13 protein-coding genes are annotated in these 18,673 nt (G+C 43.6%); 3 read left to right on the top strand and 10 right to left on the bottom strand.

Annotated elements, in window-relative coordinates; translation table 11 throughout:
• From ABJH64_RS12095 to ABJH64_RS12085, 3 genes are read right to left on the bottom strand one after another with little or no spacing between them, the layout of a single operon-like run.
• Entirely contained in the window at positions 1–1,182 is a 1,182-nt protein-coding gene (locus tag ABJH64_RS12095) for a class I SAM-dependent rRNA methyltransferase (protein ID WP_348275809.1), read from the bottom strand.
• Positions 1,169–2,566 (bottom strand): sodium:solute symporter family protein, encoded by a 1,398-nt coding sequence (locus ABJH64_RS12090; protein WP_348275808.1) that lies wholly within the window; start codon positions 2,564–2,566, stop codon positions 1,169–1,171. The genes ABJH64_RS12095 and ABJH64_RS12090 overlap by 14 nt, the downstream gene beginning before the upstream one ends.
• A 10-nt stretch (positions 2,567–2,576) precedes the next feature.
• Positions 2,577–4,196, bottom strand: coding sequence for an ATP-binding cassette domain-containing protein (locus tag ABJH64_RS12085; protein WP_348275807.1), 1,620 nt, complete (start codon positions 4,194–4,196; stop codon positions 2,577–2,579).
• Between the two features lie 164 nt (positions 4,197–4,360).
• Between ABJH64_RS12085 and ABJH64_RS12080 the strand changes: the two genes are divergently transcribed.
• Entirely contained in the window at positions 4,361–7,465 is a 3,105-nt protein-coding gene (locus ABJH64_RS12080; protein WP_348299763.1) for a PKD domain-containing protein, read from the top strand.
• Between the two features lie 161 nt (positions 7,466–7,626).
• A complete protein-coding gene (gene galE, locus ABJH64_RS12075; protein WP_348274318.1) occupies positions 7,627–8,634 on the top strand; it encodes a UDP-glucose 4-epimerase GalE in 1,008 nt (335 codons plus the stop codon).
• Between the two features lie 295 nt (positions 8,635–8,929).
• On the opposite strand, the gene ABJH64_RS12070 is transcribed toward galE, so the two are convergent.
• Positions 8,930–10,564, bottom strand: a complete 1,635-nt coding sequence (locus tag ABJH64_RS12070; RefSeq protein WP_348299765.1) for a carboxylesterase family protein — start codon at positions 10,562–10,564, stop codon at positions 8,930–8,932.
• A gap of 94 nt (positions 10,565–10,658) precedes the next feature.
• Between ABJH64_RS12070 and ABJH64_RS12065 the strand changes: the two genes are divergently transcribed.
• A complete protein-coding gene (locus tag ABJH64_RS12065) occupies positions 10,659–11,357 on the top strand; it encodes an NUDIX domain-containing protein (RefSeq protein ID WP_348276285.1) in 699 nt (232 codons plus the stop codon).
• A gap of 27 nt (positions 11,358–11,384) precedes the next feature.
• On the opposite strand, the gene ABJH64_RS12060 is transcribed toward ABJH64_RS12065, so the two are convergent.
• The 6 genes from ABJH64_RS12060 to ABJH64_RS12035 form a co-directional block, all read right to left on the bottom strand.
• The gene (locus ABJH64_RS12060) at positions 11,385–11,951 is read right to left on the bottom strand and encodes a pentapeptide repeat-containing protein (RefSeq protein WP_348276284.1); all 567 of its coding nucleotides are present in this window, start codon (positions 11,949–11,951) and stop codon (positions 11,385–11,387) included.
• Positions 11,952–12,358: 407 nt separating this feature from the next.
• Positions 12,359–12,952: a hypothetical protein gene (locus tag ABJH64_RS12055; protein ID WP_348276283.1), complete on the bottom strand. Its 594-nt coding sequence runs from the start codon at positions 12,950–12,952 to the stop codon at positions 12,359–12,361.
• Between the two features lie 134 nt (positions 12,953–13,086).
• A complete protein-coding gene (locus ABJH64_RS12050) occupies positions 13,087–14,220 on the bottom strand; it encodes a nitrilase-related carbon-nitrogen hydrolase (protein ID WP_348276282.1) in 1,134 nt (377 codons plus the stop codon).
• A gap of 270 nt (positions 14,221–14,490) precedes the next feature.
• Positions 14,491–17,154: a hypothetical protein gene (locus ABJH64_RS12045; protein WP_348276281.1), complete on the bottom strand. Its 2,664-nt coding sequence runs from the start codon at positions 17,152–17,154 to the stop codon at positions 14,491–14,493.
• 56 nt (positions 17,155–17,210) lie between these two features.
• Positions 17,211–18,041, bottom strand: a complete 831-nt coding sequence (locus tag ABJH64_RS12040) for a hypothetical protein (RefSeq protein ID WP_348276280.1) — start codon at positions 18,039–18,041, stop codon at positions 17,211–17,213.
• A gap of 49 nt (positions 18,042–18,090) precedes the next feature.
• Entirely contained in the window at positions 18,091–18,624 is a 534-nt protein-coding gene (locus ABJH64_RS12035; protein WP_348299767.1) for a DUF4402 domain-containing protein, read from the bottom strand.
• Between the last annotated feature and the right edge of the window lie 49 nt (positions 18,625–18,673).

Below are 18,673 nucleotides of genomic sequence, written 5' to 3'. Positions count from 1 at the left end.
TTACTCTACAAAAAGCACCAGGCCTTTCAGATATTCTGTTTCTGGGTGGAAAATATTGACTGGGTGATCGGCTGGCTGAGTGACTTGATGCAGGACTTTCACTTTTCTTCCACATTCTAAAGCAGCAGCTGTGACTGTGTTGCGGAAGAGTGCCTTGTCCACTACCTGGCTACAGGAGAACGTGAAAAGAATTCCTCCTGACTTGATTTTCTTTAAAGCTTCAGCATTGAGTCGCTTGTAAGCTTGGACAGCATTGTGTCTTGCTTTTAGATTTTTTGCAAAAGCAGGTGGGTCCAGGACTATCACATCGTAATCATCACCGATTTCACGGATATACTTGACCACATCAGCAACCTTGGATTCATGTTTTCCTTTAATCTCAGGATTCAGCGCCACGTTTTCTTCTGTAAGCTCTATTGCCTTCGGCGAAATATCCACCGAGTGAACTTCGGATGCGCCTTCCTTCAGTGCCAAAACCGAGAAACCACCCGAATAGCAAAAGGTGTTCAACACTTTTTTGCCTTGGGAATAAGTTGCGAGAAGTTTTCTGTTTTCTCGCTGATCGATGAAAAAACCTGTTTTCTGACCCTTTTCCCAGTCGATTTTGTAAGTCGCCCCATATTCTTGTACCAAATCTGTTTTTGGCTCGCCTAGCACCCATTCATTGGAAGTGATCCCCAGGTTTTTTGGCAGCGTCTCTGCACTTTTATCATACACTCCAGAGAGTTGATTCCCATAGGCATTCTTTATTGCTTGGGCTATTTCAGCCAGATGTGCATGCATGCCTAGTTGATGTGCTTGAATCACCGCTGTTCCATTGTAAAAATCTACGATCAATCCAGGTAATAAATCTCCCTCTCCATGCACTAAGCGATAGACGTTGGTTTCATCATTGTCCGTGAGTCCCAGGCTTTTTCTCAGGGAAAGTGCTGAAGCGATTTTCTCATTCCAGAAATCCTGGTCTATTTCTCTTTCTTCAAAGGAAATAATCCTCACCATGATAGAGCCTTCGGCAAAATGACCTATTCCCAGAAACTCATCTTTGGCAGAAAATACGGAAACCAGCTGCCCATTTTCTAGCGATGAATCTTTTTGGAAAATAGCCCCTGAGAATACCCAGTGATGCTTTCTTTTCAAGGAAATCTCCTTGCCGTGTTTGAGTATGATTTTAGGATAATTCATGATTGACTTGGGGTTTGTTGGGGAAAAGGAGGCTGCCAATTAGCATCGCTATGCCACTCGCTACCAATCCATAAACATGAGAGTAGATTTCAGGCTCTAGGCTATCTACGATCAAATAGGTAAGCATTCCTACGATCATGGCCAGCATAGCGCCGATTTTGGAAGATTTCTTCCAATATAAACCAGTGGTGAGGGGAACGAACAGAGATACCAACATCAAAATAGAAGCTCCGGCTACTAGCTCGTAAATGTTGGAATCCTGAAGAGCCATCCACACTGCCAAGATTGCCACTCCGAGTACACTGAACCTAAGCGTCCAGAGGAGTTGCTTGTCAGTGAGTCTGTCTTTGAAAAGGGGTTTGATTAAATTCTCAGAAATCAGTGCTGCCGGAGCAAGCATGCCCGAACTTGCCGTGCTCATGATAGCAGAAATTAAGGCGCCGAAAAAGATGATTTGCACCGGCAATCCTCCATGTGCTAAGACCATAGATGGCAGCATCAATTGTTTGTTTTCTAAGTAGAGTTCTGGGTACAGGGCTTTTGCGCCCAGCGCAATAAATAAAGGCAATAAGCCGAAGGTAAGGTAAAATCCTCCAGCTAAATAAGTGGAATGAACGGCTACTTTTTCTGATTTGGCGGACATCACCCGCTGGTAAATGTCTTGGCTGGGAATACTTCCCAAGCCTATAATTATCCAGGCGCCGAAGTAATTTATCCAGGAATCGAAGCCCGCGTCTGGGAAAAACTGGAAGCTCTCCGCGGTAGCTGAAGCTAAAATTACATCCACGCCACCTGCGTCTTTGGTCACCAAAACTGCAACAACTATCAATCCCAGTACGATCATAATAGTCTGAATAAAATCAGTGATGGAAATCGCCCACATACCGCCCAGGAAAGTATAGATGACGACTATACCTGCAGAAATAAGAATACCCTCAGGAATACTGATTCCCGTGACTATTCCAAATAACAAACTCAATGCGACCAGTTGCGCGGCGACATAACCAAAGAAAACCGGCACCATGAAAATTGTGGATAGGAATTCAATTTGTTTGCCGTAGATTTTTTTGAAAACATCGCCAATCGTCAGCACACCCATTCGGTACATAGGACGTAGGTAAAACATCCCAAATAGTACCAGACAAAGCGCCCCGCCAAATGGATCTTCGATCACTCCTTGAAGTCCTTCTTCCAAGTAAACAGATGAAGCTCCGAATATAGTCTCAGAACCAAACCAGGTGGCAAAGAGGGCAGAGGCGGAAAGAAATAAAGGGAGCGAACGACCTGCCAAGACAAAGTCATTCGATCCCTTTACGAATTTGGAAGCCCATGCCCCTACGGCGATGGTGATCGCCAGATAGATTATGATTGCGGTCAGTAGCAACTATATGAGGTTACTTAGTTGCGTACATTTTCTCACGCAAGGCTTTGATTTCCTCACTTTCCAAGTAATCGTCGTAAGGCATCCTTCTATCGATGGTGCCATTTGGAGTGAATTCCACGATTCTGTTGGCAGAAGATTGTACAAAGGCGTGGTCATAGGAGGACATCAATACCGTGCCGGTGTAATCGATAATTGCGTTGTTAAATGCAGTGATGGATTCCAGGTCCAAGTGATTGGTAGGTTCGTCCATCACGAGAAGGTTTGGATTCTGCAGCATCATCTTGGAGATCATACAGCGTACTTTTTCCCCTCCTGATAGCACGGAGCACTTTTTCAAAGACTCTTCTCCTGTGAAAAGCATCCTTCCCAAGAAAGTCCTCACGTAAGCTTCTTCCTGATTGCCAGAGAACTGTCTCAACCAATCGATCAGCGAAAGATCAGATTTAAAGTACTCCGAATTGTCATTTGGTAAATACGCTTTGTTGATCGTTACACCCCATTTGAAGCTCCCTTTGGATGCTGGGATATCCTCCATGATTACCTGGAAGAATTTATTGACGGCCTGCTTGGTCTTAGAGATAAAGGCGATTTTATCACCTTTGTCCACCATCAGATTTACATCGGTGAAGTACGTAACTCCATCAGCTTTCAACTCCAGATTTTCGGTCATGAAAATCTGATCTCCGGCTTCTCTTTCAGGTTTGAAAATGATGCCAGGGTACTTTCTCATGGAAGGCTCGATCTCGTCGATGTTCAACTTTTCGATCATCTTCTTTCGAGCTGTGGCCTGCTTAGACTTAGCGACGTTAGCAGAGAATCGGTCGATAAATGCCTGTAATTCCTTTTTCTTATCCTCAGCCTTCTTGTTGGAATCAGATCTTTGCTTCAGTGCGAGCTGAGAAGATTCGTACCAGAAGGTATAGTTACCAGAGTAAATCTTGATTTTCCCAAAGTCAATATCTACGATATGGGTAGAAACAGCATCCAGGAAGTGTCTATCGTGAGACACTACGATCACCAAGTTTTTGAAATCAAGTAGGAAGTTTTCCAACCACTCGATGGTCGCTGCGTCCAAATCGTTGGTAGGCTCATCGAGAATCAGGATATCGGGATTTCCAAAAAGTGCCTGAGCTAGCAATACTCGTACTTTCTGATTACCGGCCAAGTCTTTCATTTGCATGTAATGCAAATCCTCGGTGATACCCAAGCCAGAGAGAAGAGCAGCAGCATCCGATTCTGCATTCCAGCCGTCCATTTCAGCAAAGTCAGCCTCCAATTGAGACGCTCGAAGCCCATCTTCTTCAGAGAAATCCTCCTTCATGTAGATGGCGTCTTTTTCCTCCATAATGGCATACAGCGTCTTATGCCCCATGAGGACAGTTTTCAGCACTTCCACCTCATCAAAGCCGAAGTGATTTTGGCTCAAAACAGCCATACGTTGACCAGGAGTGATGCTGATCCCACCGCTGGTACTTTCCATTTCTCCAGAAAGGATTTTCAAAAAAGTTGATTTTCCTGCGCCATTAGCCCCGATTACACCATAGCAGTTGCCTGGGTTGAACTTCAGGGATACTTCGTCGAAAAGTGTCCTTTTGCCAAATTTGAGTGATAAATTATCTACTGAAATCATTCTCTGTTGCTCTTTTTTTGAGGCGCAAAGATAGGGATTAAATATTGGATGAAGGAGGTAATTGCAAGCTTTTGGCGTACCCGAAGCAGGCTTTTTGTTCGGCGGGAAGTATTATTTTGAACAAGTGTCTATATTGAGGGATTATATGTTATTAAAGTTTCTGAATGGAAAGATTTTACCGGGTATGTTTACTTGTTGTTGTTTGGCAATTTTTTGCACTTAACGCCTTTGGACAAATCTCAACCATTGGAAAGGAGTTTTGGGTGGGGTTCATGGACAACAATCGGATTCTCCCGGGAGCTCCAGATCGGGCTGTTCTAGAAATTGCAGCCGTGGAAGATGCGACTTTTACCATAGAATATCTAGGGCAAACCAGAACCCAGACACTCGTCAGGGGACAACGATACAATCTGAATGTGGATTCCAGAGATATAGATTTGCACCACAGGACTTCTGGTAGGATAGAAAATAAGGGGATTTTCATCAGTTCCTCTGGCAATTTATCTGTGTATGCTTTCAATGAGCGGGTAAGAAGTGCTGACGGAACCGTCGTGCTTCCAGTAGCTGCACTGGGAAAGGATTATTTGATTACATCTCACTTCGAAAGACTCACCTTTCCGGTAGGCTATGATGGCAATATTGATAATGAAAGTAGCCTTTTGGTGATCGCCACTGAGGATGACACGGAGATTGAAATTACGAAGAGGCAGAGTTCTACGCCTATCACGATCACCTTAGATAGAGGTCAGAGTTACCAAGTCCAGGACCGGTATGATTTGACGGGTTCCAGAGTACGGGTGATCGGCGATGATGCCAATTCATGTAAGAAAATTGCAGTATTCGGGGGGAATAAATGGACTTCTGTGGGGAATTGCGGTGGGGCAAATGACAATCTTTTTCAGCAAGCCTATCCTATCACTACATGGGGACAATCGTATATTCATGTGGGCTTGGAAGGGCGAACATCAGGGGAGCTGGTGAAAGTTTTGGCTTCCGAGGACAATACTGAAGTATTCGTAAATGGCGTCTCGAGAGGCATGATTAATAGTACAGCGTTTTTGACATTCAATTTCGATGTAAACGAAACAGTATCAATTACTTCTTCCAAGCCGACTTCTGTGACTGTTTTTGCAAAAAGTCAAGAATGTAATCGGGTAGGTGATCCCAAATATGATCAAGGTGATCCTTTTATGATTTCTTATAGTCCCAACGAGCAATTGCTTAAGAGTGTCAAGTTCTCGGCGCTTTCTCTAGGGTCTATAGAGGCGCACTATGTCAATATTATAGTGCCCGCAGGTGCCCAATCTAACACAATACTCGATGGTACTGCGATAGGTGCGTCTTTTTCGCAGGTTCCTGGAAATTCTGACTTTTATTTTGCACGAGTTCCCATTTCGTTTGGGGTGCATGAGCTGACAAATCCTGAGGGTTTTATTGCTTACGTTTATGGTTTTGGCTATTTGGAGTCATACGGATATACCGTGGGTGCGGCACTGGATAATTTATCTTTTGACATCAAAGCTGATTATAGTTTCGAAGTAGATGGCGAGCGAATAGCCTGCCTAGATAATGAAGGAACGTGGAGTATAGCTCCTGAAAATGAAGTTTTTACGTATTTTACCTGGGATTTTGGAGATGGCTCTTTGCTGCAAGAAGGTAAGGAAGTCACGCATACCTTTGTTCAGCCGGGAACTTATGAAGTGACTGTCACCGCCTCCATCAGTGCCAATACCTGTGATCAGCAAGAAGATGAAACGTTTATAGTTCAGGTTCTGGAGGCCAAGGCAGAGTTAGTTGGAGAGCAATCAGTTTGTCCGGATGTGGAGGAGTTAATTTACAAATTGGTTTCCCAGGAAAACATAAAATCGGTGAATTTTGAAATCGAGGGAGGGACGATAGTTCAAAATTATGGAGATTCTGTATTGGTTAATTGGGGCCCGGCAAATCCTAATGCTAAAATCACCGCGACGATCATAGGCACGAATGGATGTCTGGTCTTACCTCAGACATTGAATGTAGTGATTAACCAAAAGTTGGATGCAGCGGATGTAGTTGGCAACTCTGAGGTGTGTTTTGACCCGATGACTACTCATTTTTATAGCGCGCCTAATGCGTCAGCTGGTCGAGGATATGACTGGACTGTAACAGGAGGAGTGATCGTATCCGGAAAAGATCAGGCGACTGTGGAAGTAAGTTGGGATCAACCCAATGTGACTGGGACGGTTAGTTATTTGACGTATAGCTTGATAGATCAGTCGTGTGCTGGTACCTCAGAGGTTTTGGAAGTGAACGTACAGGAAGAATTCAAAGCTACTGTGAAATTGCTCGATCAGGTCAAATGCTTTGGGGAAAGAACTGGCAAAATAGAACTGGACATTCAGGGAGGTGTGGCGCCATTCAATTTTCTTTGGTCACATGATCCATCTGTAAATTCCGCAATCGCAGAGAATTTGCCGGTTGGAACCTATACCGTGACGGTGGTGGATAAGTTGGGCTGCGAGCAGAAGTTAGAAAACCTGCAGATCACCGAGCCGCCTCTGCTCGCACTGTCGTCCATTAATGTAGCAGGGGTGAGTTGCTATGGCAAAAAGGATGGAGTTTTGAACTTGTCAGTCATTGGCGGGACGCCTCCATACCAAGTTGAATTGGATGGAGAAAAAGTATTTTCTGGTCTTTTGAATTTGTCAGATGTATCCCAAGGCAAGTATGATTTGGTGGTGACTGACCAAAATGGTTGCACTATTCCGCTAGTTTTTGAAATCACCTCTCCGGCAGCTTTAGAAGTGGACGTGAGACTGACCAAACCAGCTTGCCCGGGTGGGAGCAACGGTGAGTTGTTTGCGTTGCCGGAAGGAGGAAATGGCCCTTATGTTTATCTATGGGATTCCCAAAATGTAACCACAAATACTAATGTGGGACTTGCCAAAGGAACTTATTCAGTTTCGGTCGTAGATGCTTCCGGCTGCGTGAGTCTAGGATCAGGCATGGTCACTGAAAAAGCCCCCGAAGTGAGAATGCCTACTGGGTTTGATCCATCTCAGGATGGAGGAGTTTTTCAGGGCGTATCGAATTGTGAGATCAATTTTAACCTTTGGATTTATAACAGATGGGGGCAATTGATCTACAGCGGTGGGGAAGGCTGGGATGGAAGTGCGAATGGAGAAAATGCGCCGACGGGAACCTACACCTACCTAATGCAGTACAGTTTCCCATTAGAGGATGAAATACAGACAGTGGAGAAGAGGGGTAGTTTCTTGCTGGTGAGGTAGCTTGAATCAGCACCTTCCCGCCATGGACTTTTTAGCCGGATTTGGCCTTCAATTTTCTTTTTCTGTCCAACCTGCTACTTTTTTATCCTAACTCATCGTCGAAAACGATTCTATAATCCCTGCAATTGAATAGTTTTACCCGATCAAACTTTTAAACTGAAATGAAGAAAATTTTAATCACTGGAGGTGCCGGATACATTGGTTCCCACACCGCTGTTCAATTGGTGCAGTCAGGTTTTGAACCAATTATCATAGATGACCTGTCCAATTCTGAAGAAAAAGTGCTGGATAGACTCGAGGAGATTTTAGGTAAAAGATTAACATTCTACAAAGGAGATTGCAGTGATGCTGGACTTCTGAATCAGCTAGCAGATGAGCATGATCTTGCTGGAGTAATTCATTTCGCGGCATTCAAAGCAGTAGGAGAGAGTACCGTAGATCCTTTGAAGTATTATCAGAACAACATCGGTTCCTTAATGACCATTTTGGCATTTATGAAAGCCAGACAAATCAAGGATTTGGTTTTTTCATCCTCCTGTACGGTATATGGTCAGCCGGATGTATTGCCCGTGACTGAAGCAACTCCGCGCCAAGACGCCGAGAGTCCCTATGGCAACACGAAGAAGATCTGTGAGGATATTTTAGTGGATTTGGTGAAAAGTAAGCCTGGAATTCGAGTGATTTCTCTGAGGTATTTCAACCCGATTGGCGCACATCCAAGTGGAAAAATCGGAGAGTTACCGATTGGAACTCCTGCTAATCTGGTTCCCTTTGTAACTCAAACAGCTGCTGGGATTAGGGAGAAACTAACTGTTTTTGGAGATGATTATGATACGGTGGATGGATCCTGTGTTCGGGATTATATCCATGTGATGGACCTGGCAGATGCCCACGTGAAAGCTCTGGCCTATTTGGGTGAGCAAAAAGAAAATTTCTACGATGTTTTCAACGTAGGAACTGGGAACGGCAATACGGTATTGGAAGTCATTAACACCTTTGAGAAGGTGAATGATCTAAAGGTGAATTTCGAAGTCGGTGCCAGGAGGCCTGGTGATGTGGTGAAAATCTGGGCCGATACTGCCAAAATCAATTCTGTGCTCAATTGGCAACCCAACTATTCACTTGAAGACTCACTCCGGGACAGTTGGAATTGGCAGAAGTCACTCTAGTCAAGTATGCGCATTTAAGTATCGTACTAAGTTGCGAGTACATCTCACTAAGATTACTTTACGAAAAGAGGCTGTCTCAAAAGTGCTTTTTGTCAACTCGATCAAAGACGTAATGCGGTATCATGTGCTGCAAACGAACTTCGAATCTACTCGGGCTGACAATTTCAGACTCATTTGAGAAAGCCTCTTTTTTTTGATAGTATCGGGAAATTGAGGCCATTTCGGTCACCGGTCTTCTGTCCTTATGAGCCAGAGAATTTTCACTACTGGCATCATTGCAGACATACATCTTATCTTATTTCAAATTTCCGTAATACTTATCGTGAAACCGGTACCTGGCATCTTCTGAGGCGTTGATAAGTTTGCTTTCTGTATCGATCACGAGTACTGGCGGAGTGGTGTCAGCACCATTCACGGCCTTCCATTCAGGTTGACCGTCTCCATTTGGATTTCCAGTTTTGATGAAATTCGCAAAGTAGTTCATGAAGGTCGTTGAAACTTTGTAGTCATCGGGAGTCCAAGCAAAGACATCGACTAAGGGCAAGTTGCCCATGGCGTATTCTATCTCACAGGCATGTGGTGCACCTATGGGTTCAGGTGCTTTTGGTCCCCCTTCCATAGTTCCTCCAGCCAAACCAGTGGTCAGCTTGGCATTTTTCAAAGGAGGGCGTAGTTTGCTGTACAAATACCGATATACCGGCTGATTGGAATTTTTCGCATGAAGATCCAGCCATTTCCACGTAGAATAGGAGATAAACCGATCCGCAGCCAGATTAGTAGCTGACCATTCTACCTGGCCTGCATCTGCATGTGGATGAAGCGCGAGTACTTCTTCATAATCATTAGGATAGGTCTCTTTTACTTTGGCTATGAACGCCTCAGGGGTGAAAGGCGCACCTTGCATAAATGCCGCTCCTGGAATTTCTGCAGAATTCCAACCTGCCAGAAGGGGAACCATCGCCTGTTCCTTGGCTTCAAATATTTCCGGGAGAGTCTTTGGGAGAAAATACCCATCAATTACTACGGGGAATCCGAAGCGTTTGGACTCGATATAAATGTCATATACATCTTTGGTCGAAAGGGCGCGCATTTCTTCAATGCTTTGAATTCCTGCATTGGAAACAAATTCAGCCCCTTGTTTTTCTGCCTCAGCAAGAGACGTAGGTGCTAAAGTTGGGTTGATTCCAGCGCCACTTTCCCCAATAGCGCCGGCGATTAGATTTTTGGCTAGGGGAGAAGCCATCTGATAACTCACCGATATGGAACCAGCCGACTCCCCTGCTATGGTCACTTTTTTGGGGTCACCGCCAAATGCTTCTATATTTTCTTGCACCCATTTTAATGAAGCAGCCTGATCCATCAAACCATAATTTCCAGAGGCTTTATAAGGACTTTCCGCACTTAAGTGTGGATGTGCTAGAAAACCAAATACAGCCAAGCGGTAATTGACAGTAACCACTACAATTCCTTGTTTGGCCATAGCCTCACCGTTATACCTTGGTTCTGAGCCATCACCCGCCACAAAACCACCTCCGTAGAAATATACTAAAACAGGCAAGTCCTTGGTGTTCCGGTCGGCTGGAGTCCAGACATTCAGGTAGAGGCAATCTTCGCTCATTCCGTCAGATTTGAAATCCATATCCCCAAAAACTGGAGCTTGAACCGCTCTAGGGCCGAAATTTTTGGTTTGCTTCACTCCCGACCAATTCTCCATTACTTGGGGTGCTTTCCAGCGTAGGTCGCCCACTGGCGGCTTAGCATAGGGAATTCCAAAAAACTTTTGAACGCCCGATTTAGTGTCATAAGAACCTGCTATGAGTCCATTTTTGATTTTTGTTTGCACTTCAAATGAGTTAGTATGCTGAGCACGAAGCGTGTAAGATATACTTACCAGTACAGCCAAGAGGAAAGTTTGAATTATTCTGAGCATAGGTTTTTAGGTTATATTGTTTCTATTTGAAACAATAGTAGGGGCTTATTATTGGAAAACCTATTTCTTAACTTAGTATTTCATAATTTTACCCATGCCTTTTTCTGAAGTTGACTATCTCCCCAACCTTTCTTACGACTCAGTGATTTTTGGTTTTTCTGGTGAAAAGCTCAAGATTTTGATCCTGGAATACCACAACATGAAGACTTTTGCTCTGCCTGGAGGCTTTGTGAAAGTAGATGAACCCCTTGATGCGGCGGTGAAGCGAGGCTTATATGAGCGGACAGGACTGGAAGAGATCTACCTGGAGCAGTTTCATACTTTTGGCTCTATGGAGAGGTTCGACCCCTCGGTAATGCGCAAAATCCTAGAGGAGCAAGGCCATTTTTTGGACGATCATTGGATTCTGGGGAGGTTCGTGACAGTGGGGTATTACGCATTGATCGACTATGAAAAAGTGGTTCCCAAGCCTGATCAACTTTCTGATTCAATAGAATGGTACGATTTCGATGAGCTTCCTGAGTTGATGATGGATCACAATGAAATAGTTAGAAAAGCGCTGGAGCATTTGCGTACGCATTTAGATCAGAAACTCCTGAGCTTCAATTTGCTTCCCGAACTCTTTACCATGAAGGAGCTGAAGCAGGTGTACGATGCTATACTAGGAGAAACCCAAAACCGAGCGAATTTTCAGCGTAAAATGCTAGGCCTGAATATATTAACTAGGCATGAGAAATTGTACTCAGGAGGTTCGCATAAGGCACCGTATTTATATAGCTTCAAGAACACTTAGTAGGTCTCTAGGCCTTTGATTAAAAAATCACCCAACTCTGATCCCATGGTTTTCCAGTAATCCAGGCAAACCCTCCATGTCAAATCTTGCTCCTTTGATGCGGTTTCTTTCTGGATCTAGCCGGAGGTGATGTGTATTTCTGAAATCTACTTTGTCTGCTTGTGTTTGGTCAAAAGTAACACCAATTAGATCTGAGCCTTGGAAATCTGATCCTGTTAGGTCAGTCTGGGTAAAATCAGCCTCTGTGAGTCGGCAATTGATGAACTTAGATTTTTTGATTTTCAACGTGTAAAAACTACAGTAATCAAGCTGGCAATTTTGAAAGCTAAATTCCAATAAAAACGGATTGCTGGTGTGAAAGTGTATTCCCAGCATTTTGCAGTCCACAAATTGAACTTGCTGAAAAGACACACCTGAGACTTTCACATTGCTCATGTCACAGCTTTTGAAAGTGCAGTTTTCAAAGGAAGTTCCCTTCAAATCCAACGTAGAAAAATCACACTGCTCGAAGGTACAGTCTTCATACTCTGCTAAGGCTAACTGCCCTTTCGTGAAATTGAGGTCTTTGAAAAGTTGTTCGGAAAATAATGGCATAGTTCAAATTTAGCTTGACAAAGAGAACTGTTCAAAAAAAATCTATTTATGTCTATTATTTAATTTTTGAATTCAAATCCTGTGAGTTTGCATTTTTATACAATTCCTGTCAATACCCCGTCAGGTTCAATCGTTCAGTTAGTGGAATAGGCTTTCAGGTTTTCTTAACTACAGAACAACACCTATTCAGTCAATGGTTTTCGGTTGTAAATCAATGATTTATAGAATTTTCCATTAAGGCGGATGGTGAACTTATTAGTTCGCCATTAAATTCATCCCAAAAGATGAAAAGCGTGACTATGTAACTGTGGCTGAGAAGCTAGGATTTGACCCTAATAATTACTGAAGGAGGATCACATGAAGTGGTTTTTGAGAAATAGGCGCGATTAGATTGAGAATTAACCCCATCAATCTCTAGGCGGAGTAATCATAATATGTGCTCTATGTGTACCAGGATCCATAATCCAAGGCATTCCTGGAGCGCTAGGCTTCAATGGCAAGCCGGTAGTGGCAGAAGTGGCCCATGGCAAATACACCACATACCGCAAGTAGGTATCTGACACCTCGCCTGTAGTGGTATTGTAGTTTTCAGCATCTGCCGTCAGTACGAACAGGGTTGAGCCTTCCTTTGGCATTTTGAGCTTGCCGCTTTTGGCCTCTTCCTCTCTCATGTCAAAAATCTCCTGGAAGCTTTTACCCTCTTTTTTGAGTTCTCTGCCTCTTGCCATGAATGGCTCCAGGTCAGCCGCGTAGCAAGATACACTGAAGCCTTTTCCGTTAGGATCATCAGCTAGACAGATCATTCCATTGCTGCCTCTTTGCAACTCTACCAGCTCTCCCTTTAGATCATATCCCATCACCGTGGCGTCTTTTTGCTTTTCTTCTGGAGCTGCCAAAACCGCAGTTTTTATCTGCACTTCCTTGGTTGGAATGGATGCATTTTGGGAAAAAGTAGGAGAAATTGCTGCGCAAACTAGAGCGATACAAAGGATGACTTTCATGGCTTTCAGGTTTAGTGACGGAGGAATTTACACTTTATATGTAAGCTAGGCAACCGTAAATGTCGCCTTATGAAGTATTCCCCTCGTTGAATCAGCAAATACAACGTAGGATCAAGTGGTATAAGGAATAGCAGCTAGAAATTCAGGGACCAAACCCCGGCTTTGCCTGCGGGAGTTACAGGCAGCATAGTATTGTGCAGCAAAACTATCGGCTGACCATCTGAACCTATATCCCAGAGATCACCCCGGAAAAATACATTCATTCCAACTTGAGCTTTGGTATTTTTGATTTGGGAAGGGAGGCTGTATTTTTCCCAGGCTTCAATCGTAGTTATGTTTCCAACATCTTCCAATTCTACCATTTCTGAGACTTTTTTTCCGTCATAACCATTCCATTTTGAGGTCATAGAATGATTGCCTGTGCAAAATGATGAAACCAATATAATCTCAGCAGATTCGTTGATCGCATTGATATAGGATTCTTCGTGCCAACTATCATCGCACAGTAAAATTGCTGTTTTCCCAAAGGGTAAATCAAAAATCGGTAAGTTCTCAGGGGTCGCTGCTGTGAGGTAAGGGTCTTCTTTAGAATTTGGAAAGGCTTTTAGAATAGGACTTCCGATTACTTTCCCATCAGGCCCAAATAAAAAAGAGGCATTGTATAGAGGACCGTTCAGTTTCACAAATATTTCCCCATTGATTACCGTCGGCTCGGGCAAAACAATAGATCCAGCGGCGATGTAGGTTTCGGTCTCAAGTGCAAGTTGGCTAAACGTATCGTAGTACGCTGCCAGCATTGCCTTTGCTTTCATTCTGAAGATAGAGGACACCTCTTTGTTTTCTTCGTCTCCAGTTTTGAGGTATCCCAAAAAATAGTCGAAGGCATTGCTATAGATCATGGTGCTGATCACCTCATTCAGCGAGCTTTTTTCTGCGAGGCTATGTTTTTCTTTTATGAGTAAGAGCCAGGTGCCTATATATTCTGGAAAAACAATTAGGGTGTTTTTCTTTAGGAGATTTTCTGCATCAGCCGCTACTATATATTCACTAATTTTTGCCTGGAAACTCTGCTGACTGAAATAGTCAGTAACCTCCATAAAGGGCTGGATTCCAACAATGTTGCGTGTTAATGAGTCTGAAGGGTTAATTTCCTCAATCACTGAAAGGTAGGTTGTAGGATAGGGCAGGGGGGTATTTCTCCCAGAAAAAGACCAAATCAGCCAGATGAAAATGGTAAGGATAAAAAGGGTAATAAACTTTCTGATCATTGGCCGAATTTAGTGATAGCTATTCTACATACCGCATGATTTTGGGAATTAGCTTTAGTTATTTGATTCTTGAAGGTGAAGCATTGGTAGTTTTTGACTTTTCTCTGTCAAGAATACCTCCTAATTCTGCTTGAAGACCTTTTGTGAAACTAGGTAAGGGTTTTGCATGGGTAGCACTGCTCATTTCTTAGAGCCCATAAGGTCGAAACAATGCTACGATGCCAAGAATGTCAAAATGGGTAGTTCAGTGGGCTAAGTGAAACGTCCATTTCATTTATTTTTTTCAGGAATAGCCACCGGAGGAGTTTTAAGAATGAGATTCATTCCTTCCAAGTAATCGCCGTCTGCAAGTGCTTTGATCTCGAACGTCAAAATACCAGGCTCTGAACTTGACTGCATAAATTCCAACTGCTTTGGATCTACCTGAAGGGTGTATTTTCCAGGTAATAAACCATAAGCATAATAGCTTCCGTCGGAGAATGTACGAATGACTTCCAGGTCCTCTTCTCCTACTTTTTGCAAAAGTAAACGTAGCCCTCCTTGACCTATGGTGGAGCCATTTTGCTCTAAAAACACTGAGCCATCGATGACTCCCGTTTGATAGAGCGGAATGTCTATTGCTTTGAAGCGATTAGGCTCTGCGATGAAGCTAAAGCTTTTGACCTTGGGTGCGAGATTAGGATTTGGAAGTGCAGCGGGATCGATGTCTAGTCGATATTTCCAATAACTCTGCAGCTGCATGATACGAAGTAGGCCATCAGATCCCAACAGGATATTTGCAGATCGATCTAGACGTACGGCCTTAGCAGGTATGATCTCTTCACCTTCGTCAAAGCGCTCATTTTCATTGGTATCTACAAATAAGCGAACGGTCACACCAGAACGAGTAATTTGATCCCGGTTGCTTGGAATGACAGTTTTGCCTAATGGATCATAAGCCAGCGAGCCGCTGAAGCCTTGCTGAAGCGAGTGCCCCTCAGTTCGTTTACTAAATTGGGTGGAGGATCTTAAGGACTTGAAATCAATCAGGAAACCCACCTGGAATTGGGATTGGTCAATAATGAGCTGCCGATCATAGCCTATAGTCAGTCTTCCGGTTTTGAATAAAGTCTGAGAAAGTAAAAAACTAATAGATTCTGACCTATCCAGCAATGTAGAGTACCGGTATTGTCCTCTTAAAAACATCCCTCTCACATACACAGGAATTCCGGGAGTTCTTGGTAAAGTGTAGGTAACAGAAGAGGTAAACAGTCCAAATTGATTTTGTGTGGGATCCTCGCTGATCAAGATCCCTCGTTTTCCTCCTCGGTAATTTAGTCGGAAAACTACCCGACTAACTTGGGTATTGAAGTCCACTTGGTAATTGTTCACACCTATTCCAGTATCAAACCAAATTCTCTCGCCTGTCAGTCGTAAGCCACCAAATTGACCTAACAGCCGAAATGGAAAAAATGTATTGAAGTTGGCGTCTCTAACTTGACCTCTGAAATTCAGCGCTGAATTGGGGTTATACTCGGTATATTGGGCGTTGAGGCTGGTATTGCTAGCGTAAAACACCGATCCGGTAGCTCGGTAGTAGCGATCTGGTAAGGCATCGATATTTAGTAGATACTGCTGAAAAATACGCGCAGAAAGGCCAAAAACAGGATAGACTTCCTGATCTCCAAAGAGCTCTCCTCGATCAGCTCCAGCACGCACTGTCACTGCATTTGTCAAACCGTATGCTATATCAGCATGAGTGACTAACCCATCACTCAGACTATCTAAAGCAAACTGAGCCACGCCAGTTTGGAAATTATACCCTACAAATCCTTTTGGTAGAAAGCTAAAGGGGACTTGGATCTGGCGTTCCTGAATGATTACCTCGCCTGCTGGTGTGTAGATTCTGGTGCTCAGCCGAACTGTTCCGTAAGTGACCGGAGCATTAAATCGGTAATAGCCGACTTCATCTGCACGGGTAAAATCTACTAATTGTCCACCGATGAGAAGCTCCACTTCAGAATCAAGGGCTGTTGTTCCATCGATCACAAAGGTATCCAGCTCGAGTCTGGGGATGACTGGATTATTGGTGATCGACACGCCCACTAGATTGGCACCGTTCGTGAAGCTGGTGGTGCTTACCTGACCCACTGAGATACTCGCCAGGCCCACATTTCGCTCTGGCTGCAAACCTCCAGGAAGGACATATCGCCAGCGAAGTCCGGATAAATTGCTCAAGAGGTTGCCTTGATTATAGTTACCTTGATAGGTTCCTTGCAAATCGCCCCCTAGGAGTTCCATGCCCAAGTTGAAGGCCATACCGAGGTTATTTCCAAGATTAGTATTGGTGTAATTTAGGTTGTAGTCAAAAACGCCAAGTCCTACACCTTTTCGCTCTCTGGGATAAAGTAAGGGTACGGAGTTTTCACTTTGATTTTGTCGATTGTGGAGCTGCTGACGAATCGTTTCGCGTTTCTTTCTTTCATCAATCGGCAGGGAGTATTCTGAGACCATACTCACACTTAGCGCATAGGTGTTGACGGTAAAAGTGAGACCAAAAACTTCCCTAAAATAATCTGGATGTAAGTAGAGGTCAAGTTCGCCGATGTAATACGTGTCGGCATTTAAGGTTTTAGTCTTTCCTTTGATGGTAAGTTCATTGGTGACTGGATCGATGAGCCAGTCATCATTTTTGGCAGGAAAAGCACCTTGAAGTCCCTTACCAGAACTTGTTTTTTCATTAGGTATATAGAGTAGGCTCAAGACTTCTCCAAGGGGAAGGAATGCCACATCTCCAAAAAATACGCCGTTGAGATAGACATTGCCTACTGCAGGATAATTAAAATTTAACAATACTTCTCCATCCGGCTCTTTTTGTGCAAAAGCCGATTCAATAGTGAGCAGCACAACCAAGAATATCCCCAAAGAAATCGGGAAAACCTTTGTTACTTTCATTAGAGATTCACCAGGTGAGATGGATGGAATGGGTATTCCTTTGAATTTGGCTGAGCTTAGTTCAGCTGTACAGAAGTAGTTGAGGTGACGGGCTGAGCCTGAACAAGATCACCAGAAGGGATGTCACTTCTTTTGGTCTCATAGACAAGGCTGAGGGAGTATTCTCCAGATGGGACATTTTCAGGGAGTTTCATCTCTATAGCTCTTTTACCAGAGAAATAGAGCGCAACAGTTTGACCTTGTTCTGCAATCGTTTCGCCTTTCGTGTTTTTCAAAGTAGCTGTCACACTCCCTATAAATGGAGAATTACCTAGTGTTTCAAATGAAGGCACAACCCTAAGCAGACCTGCTGATTGAGCCACTTCTATTTCATCGATTTTCAACCCAGTAGTCACTGCACCTACTTTTTGGAATGCTGCGATCACTTGGTCAAATTTGAAATTCACTCGTGTAGAAACTCCTTCTTGGGTTGTTTCTTCCACATCCGCCGTCTGTGCGTTCGAAGTGACTTTTACTCGGGTGAAATAAGTACCTGCCGCAAGAGTGCGATCTGGTCTTACTTGTAGTCTTACAGTTTGCTGCTGCTGAGGAGCAAGGATAAAGGTTCTCGGAAATGCTCTTATACGCTCATCTATACCATATTGCTTAGCTCGAACACTATCAGAGTACATCATGGTAAGATTTCCAAGCTCATCATTTCCTGGATAGCCAAACAAGAAACTGACATTGATTTCTTGGGGTATATCACTTGGATTTGTGATGAATACAGAGCCTATTCCGTTTTGATCAATAAATATGGTCGTAGGAGCGATCGAAATCTGGGCAAAAACTAAATCAGTTTTCGTTAAAATCACCAAGCTAAGAACAACTAGTAGAAATTTCTTCATGAGAATAAGGGAAATAGCCGGCAGGAGTTCCCGCCGGCATTTGATTTAATTAATTGTATTCCACATCGATGTTAAATGTGCCTTCATAGATGCCAGTAGCTTGAGTGGCTAGAGCAGGAATAGTACCTCCTACCCAAAGAAAATAAACTCCTGAAGCTAAAGTTACTGCTGAAAGACTAGGTACAGCGGAAGCTGCTGCCTGATCTGTACTGAGTGCAGCTCCAACCACTTCTGGAGTCATTACCATCGTTGCTACTCCACCCACAGTTTCAGTGAGCGTTACTGTAGCATCATAAGTTACAGTTACTGGATTATCAGCTCCAGTCAAGTCGAATCTAGCCACGTTAGTTACAGTACCTGTGTTTGCATTTGCAGTTCCATTAGCGTCCAAAACCACTGGTCCAGGTGTGCTAGCCGAAAGTGTTCCAAAGGCTATTTCACTTTGTGTTCCATCAAGTGTGATAGTTAAGTTCGCAAGTACCGTAGCCGATGCTGGTGCAGTTGCAGTTTTTTGCGCATTTGCCATGATTCCCAAGCCCATTACCAATGTAAGCGTTAGGATAGTTTTAATTGTTGTTTTCATTTGTTTGTAAATTAGATAATTAAAATTTGTTTTTGTTTTTTTTAGAATT

It is taken from the genome of Algoriphagus sp., from assembly GCF_039969895.1.
In the GTDB taxonomy this organism is placed as follows: Bacteria; Bacteroidota; Bacteroidia; order Cytophagales; family Cyclobacteriaceae; genus Algoriphagus.
The sequence above is the reverse complement of the archived record's forward strand: the minus strand, read 5'-3'. Positions and strand labels throughout refer to the sequence as shown.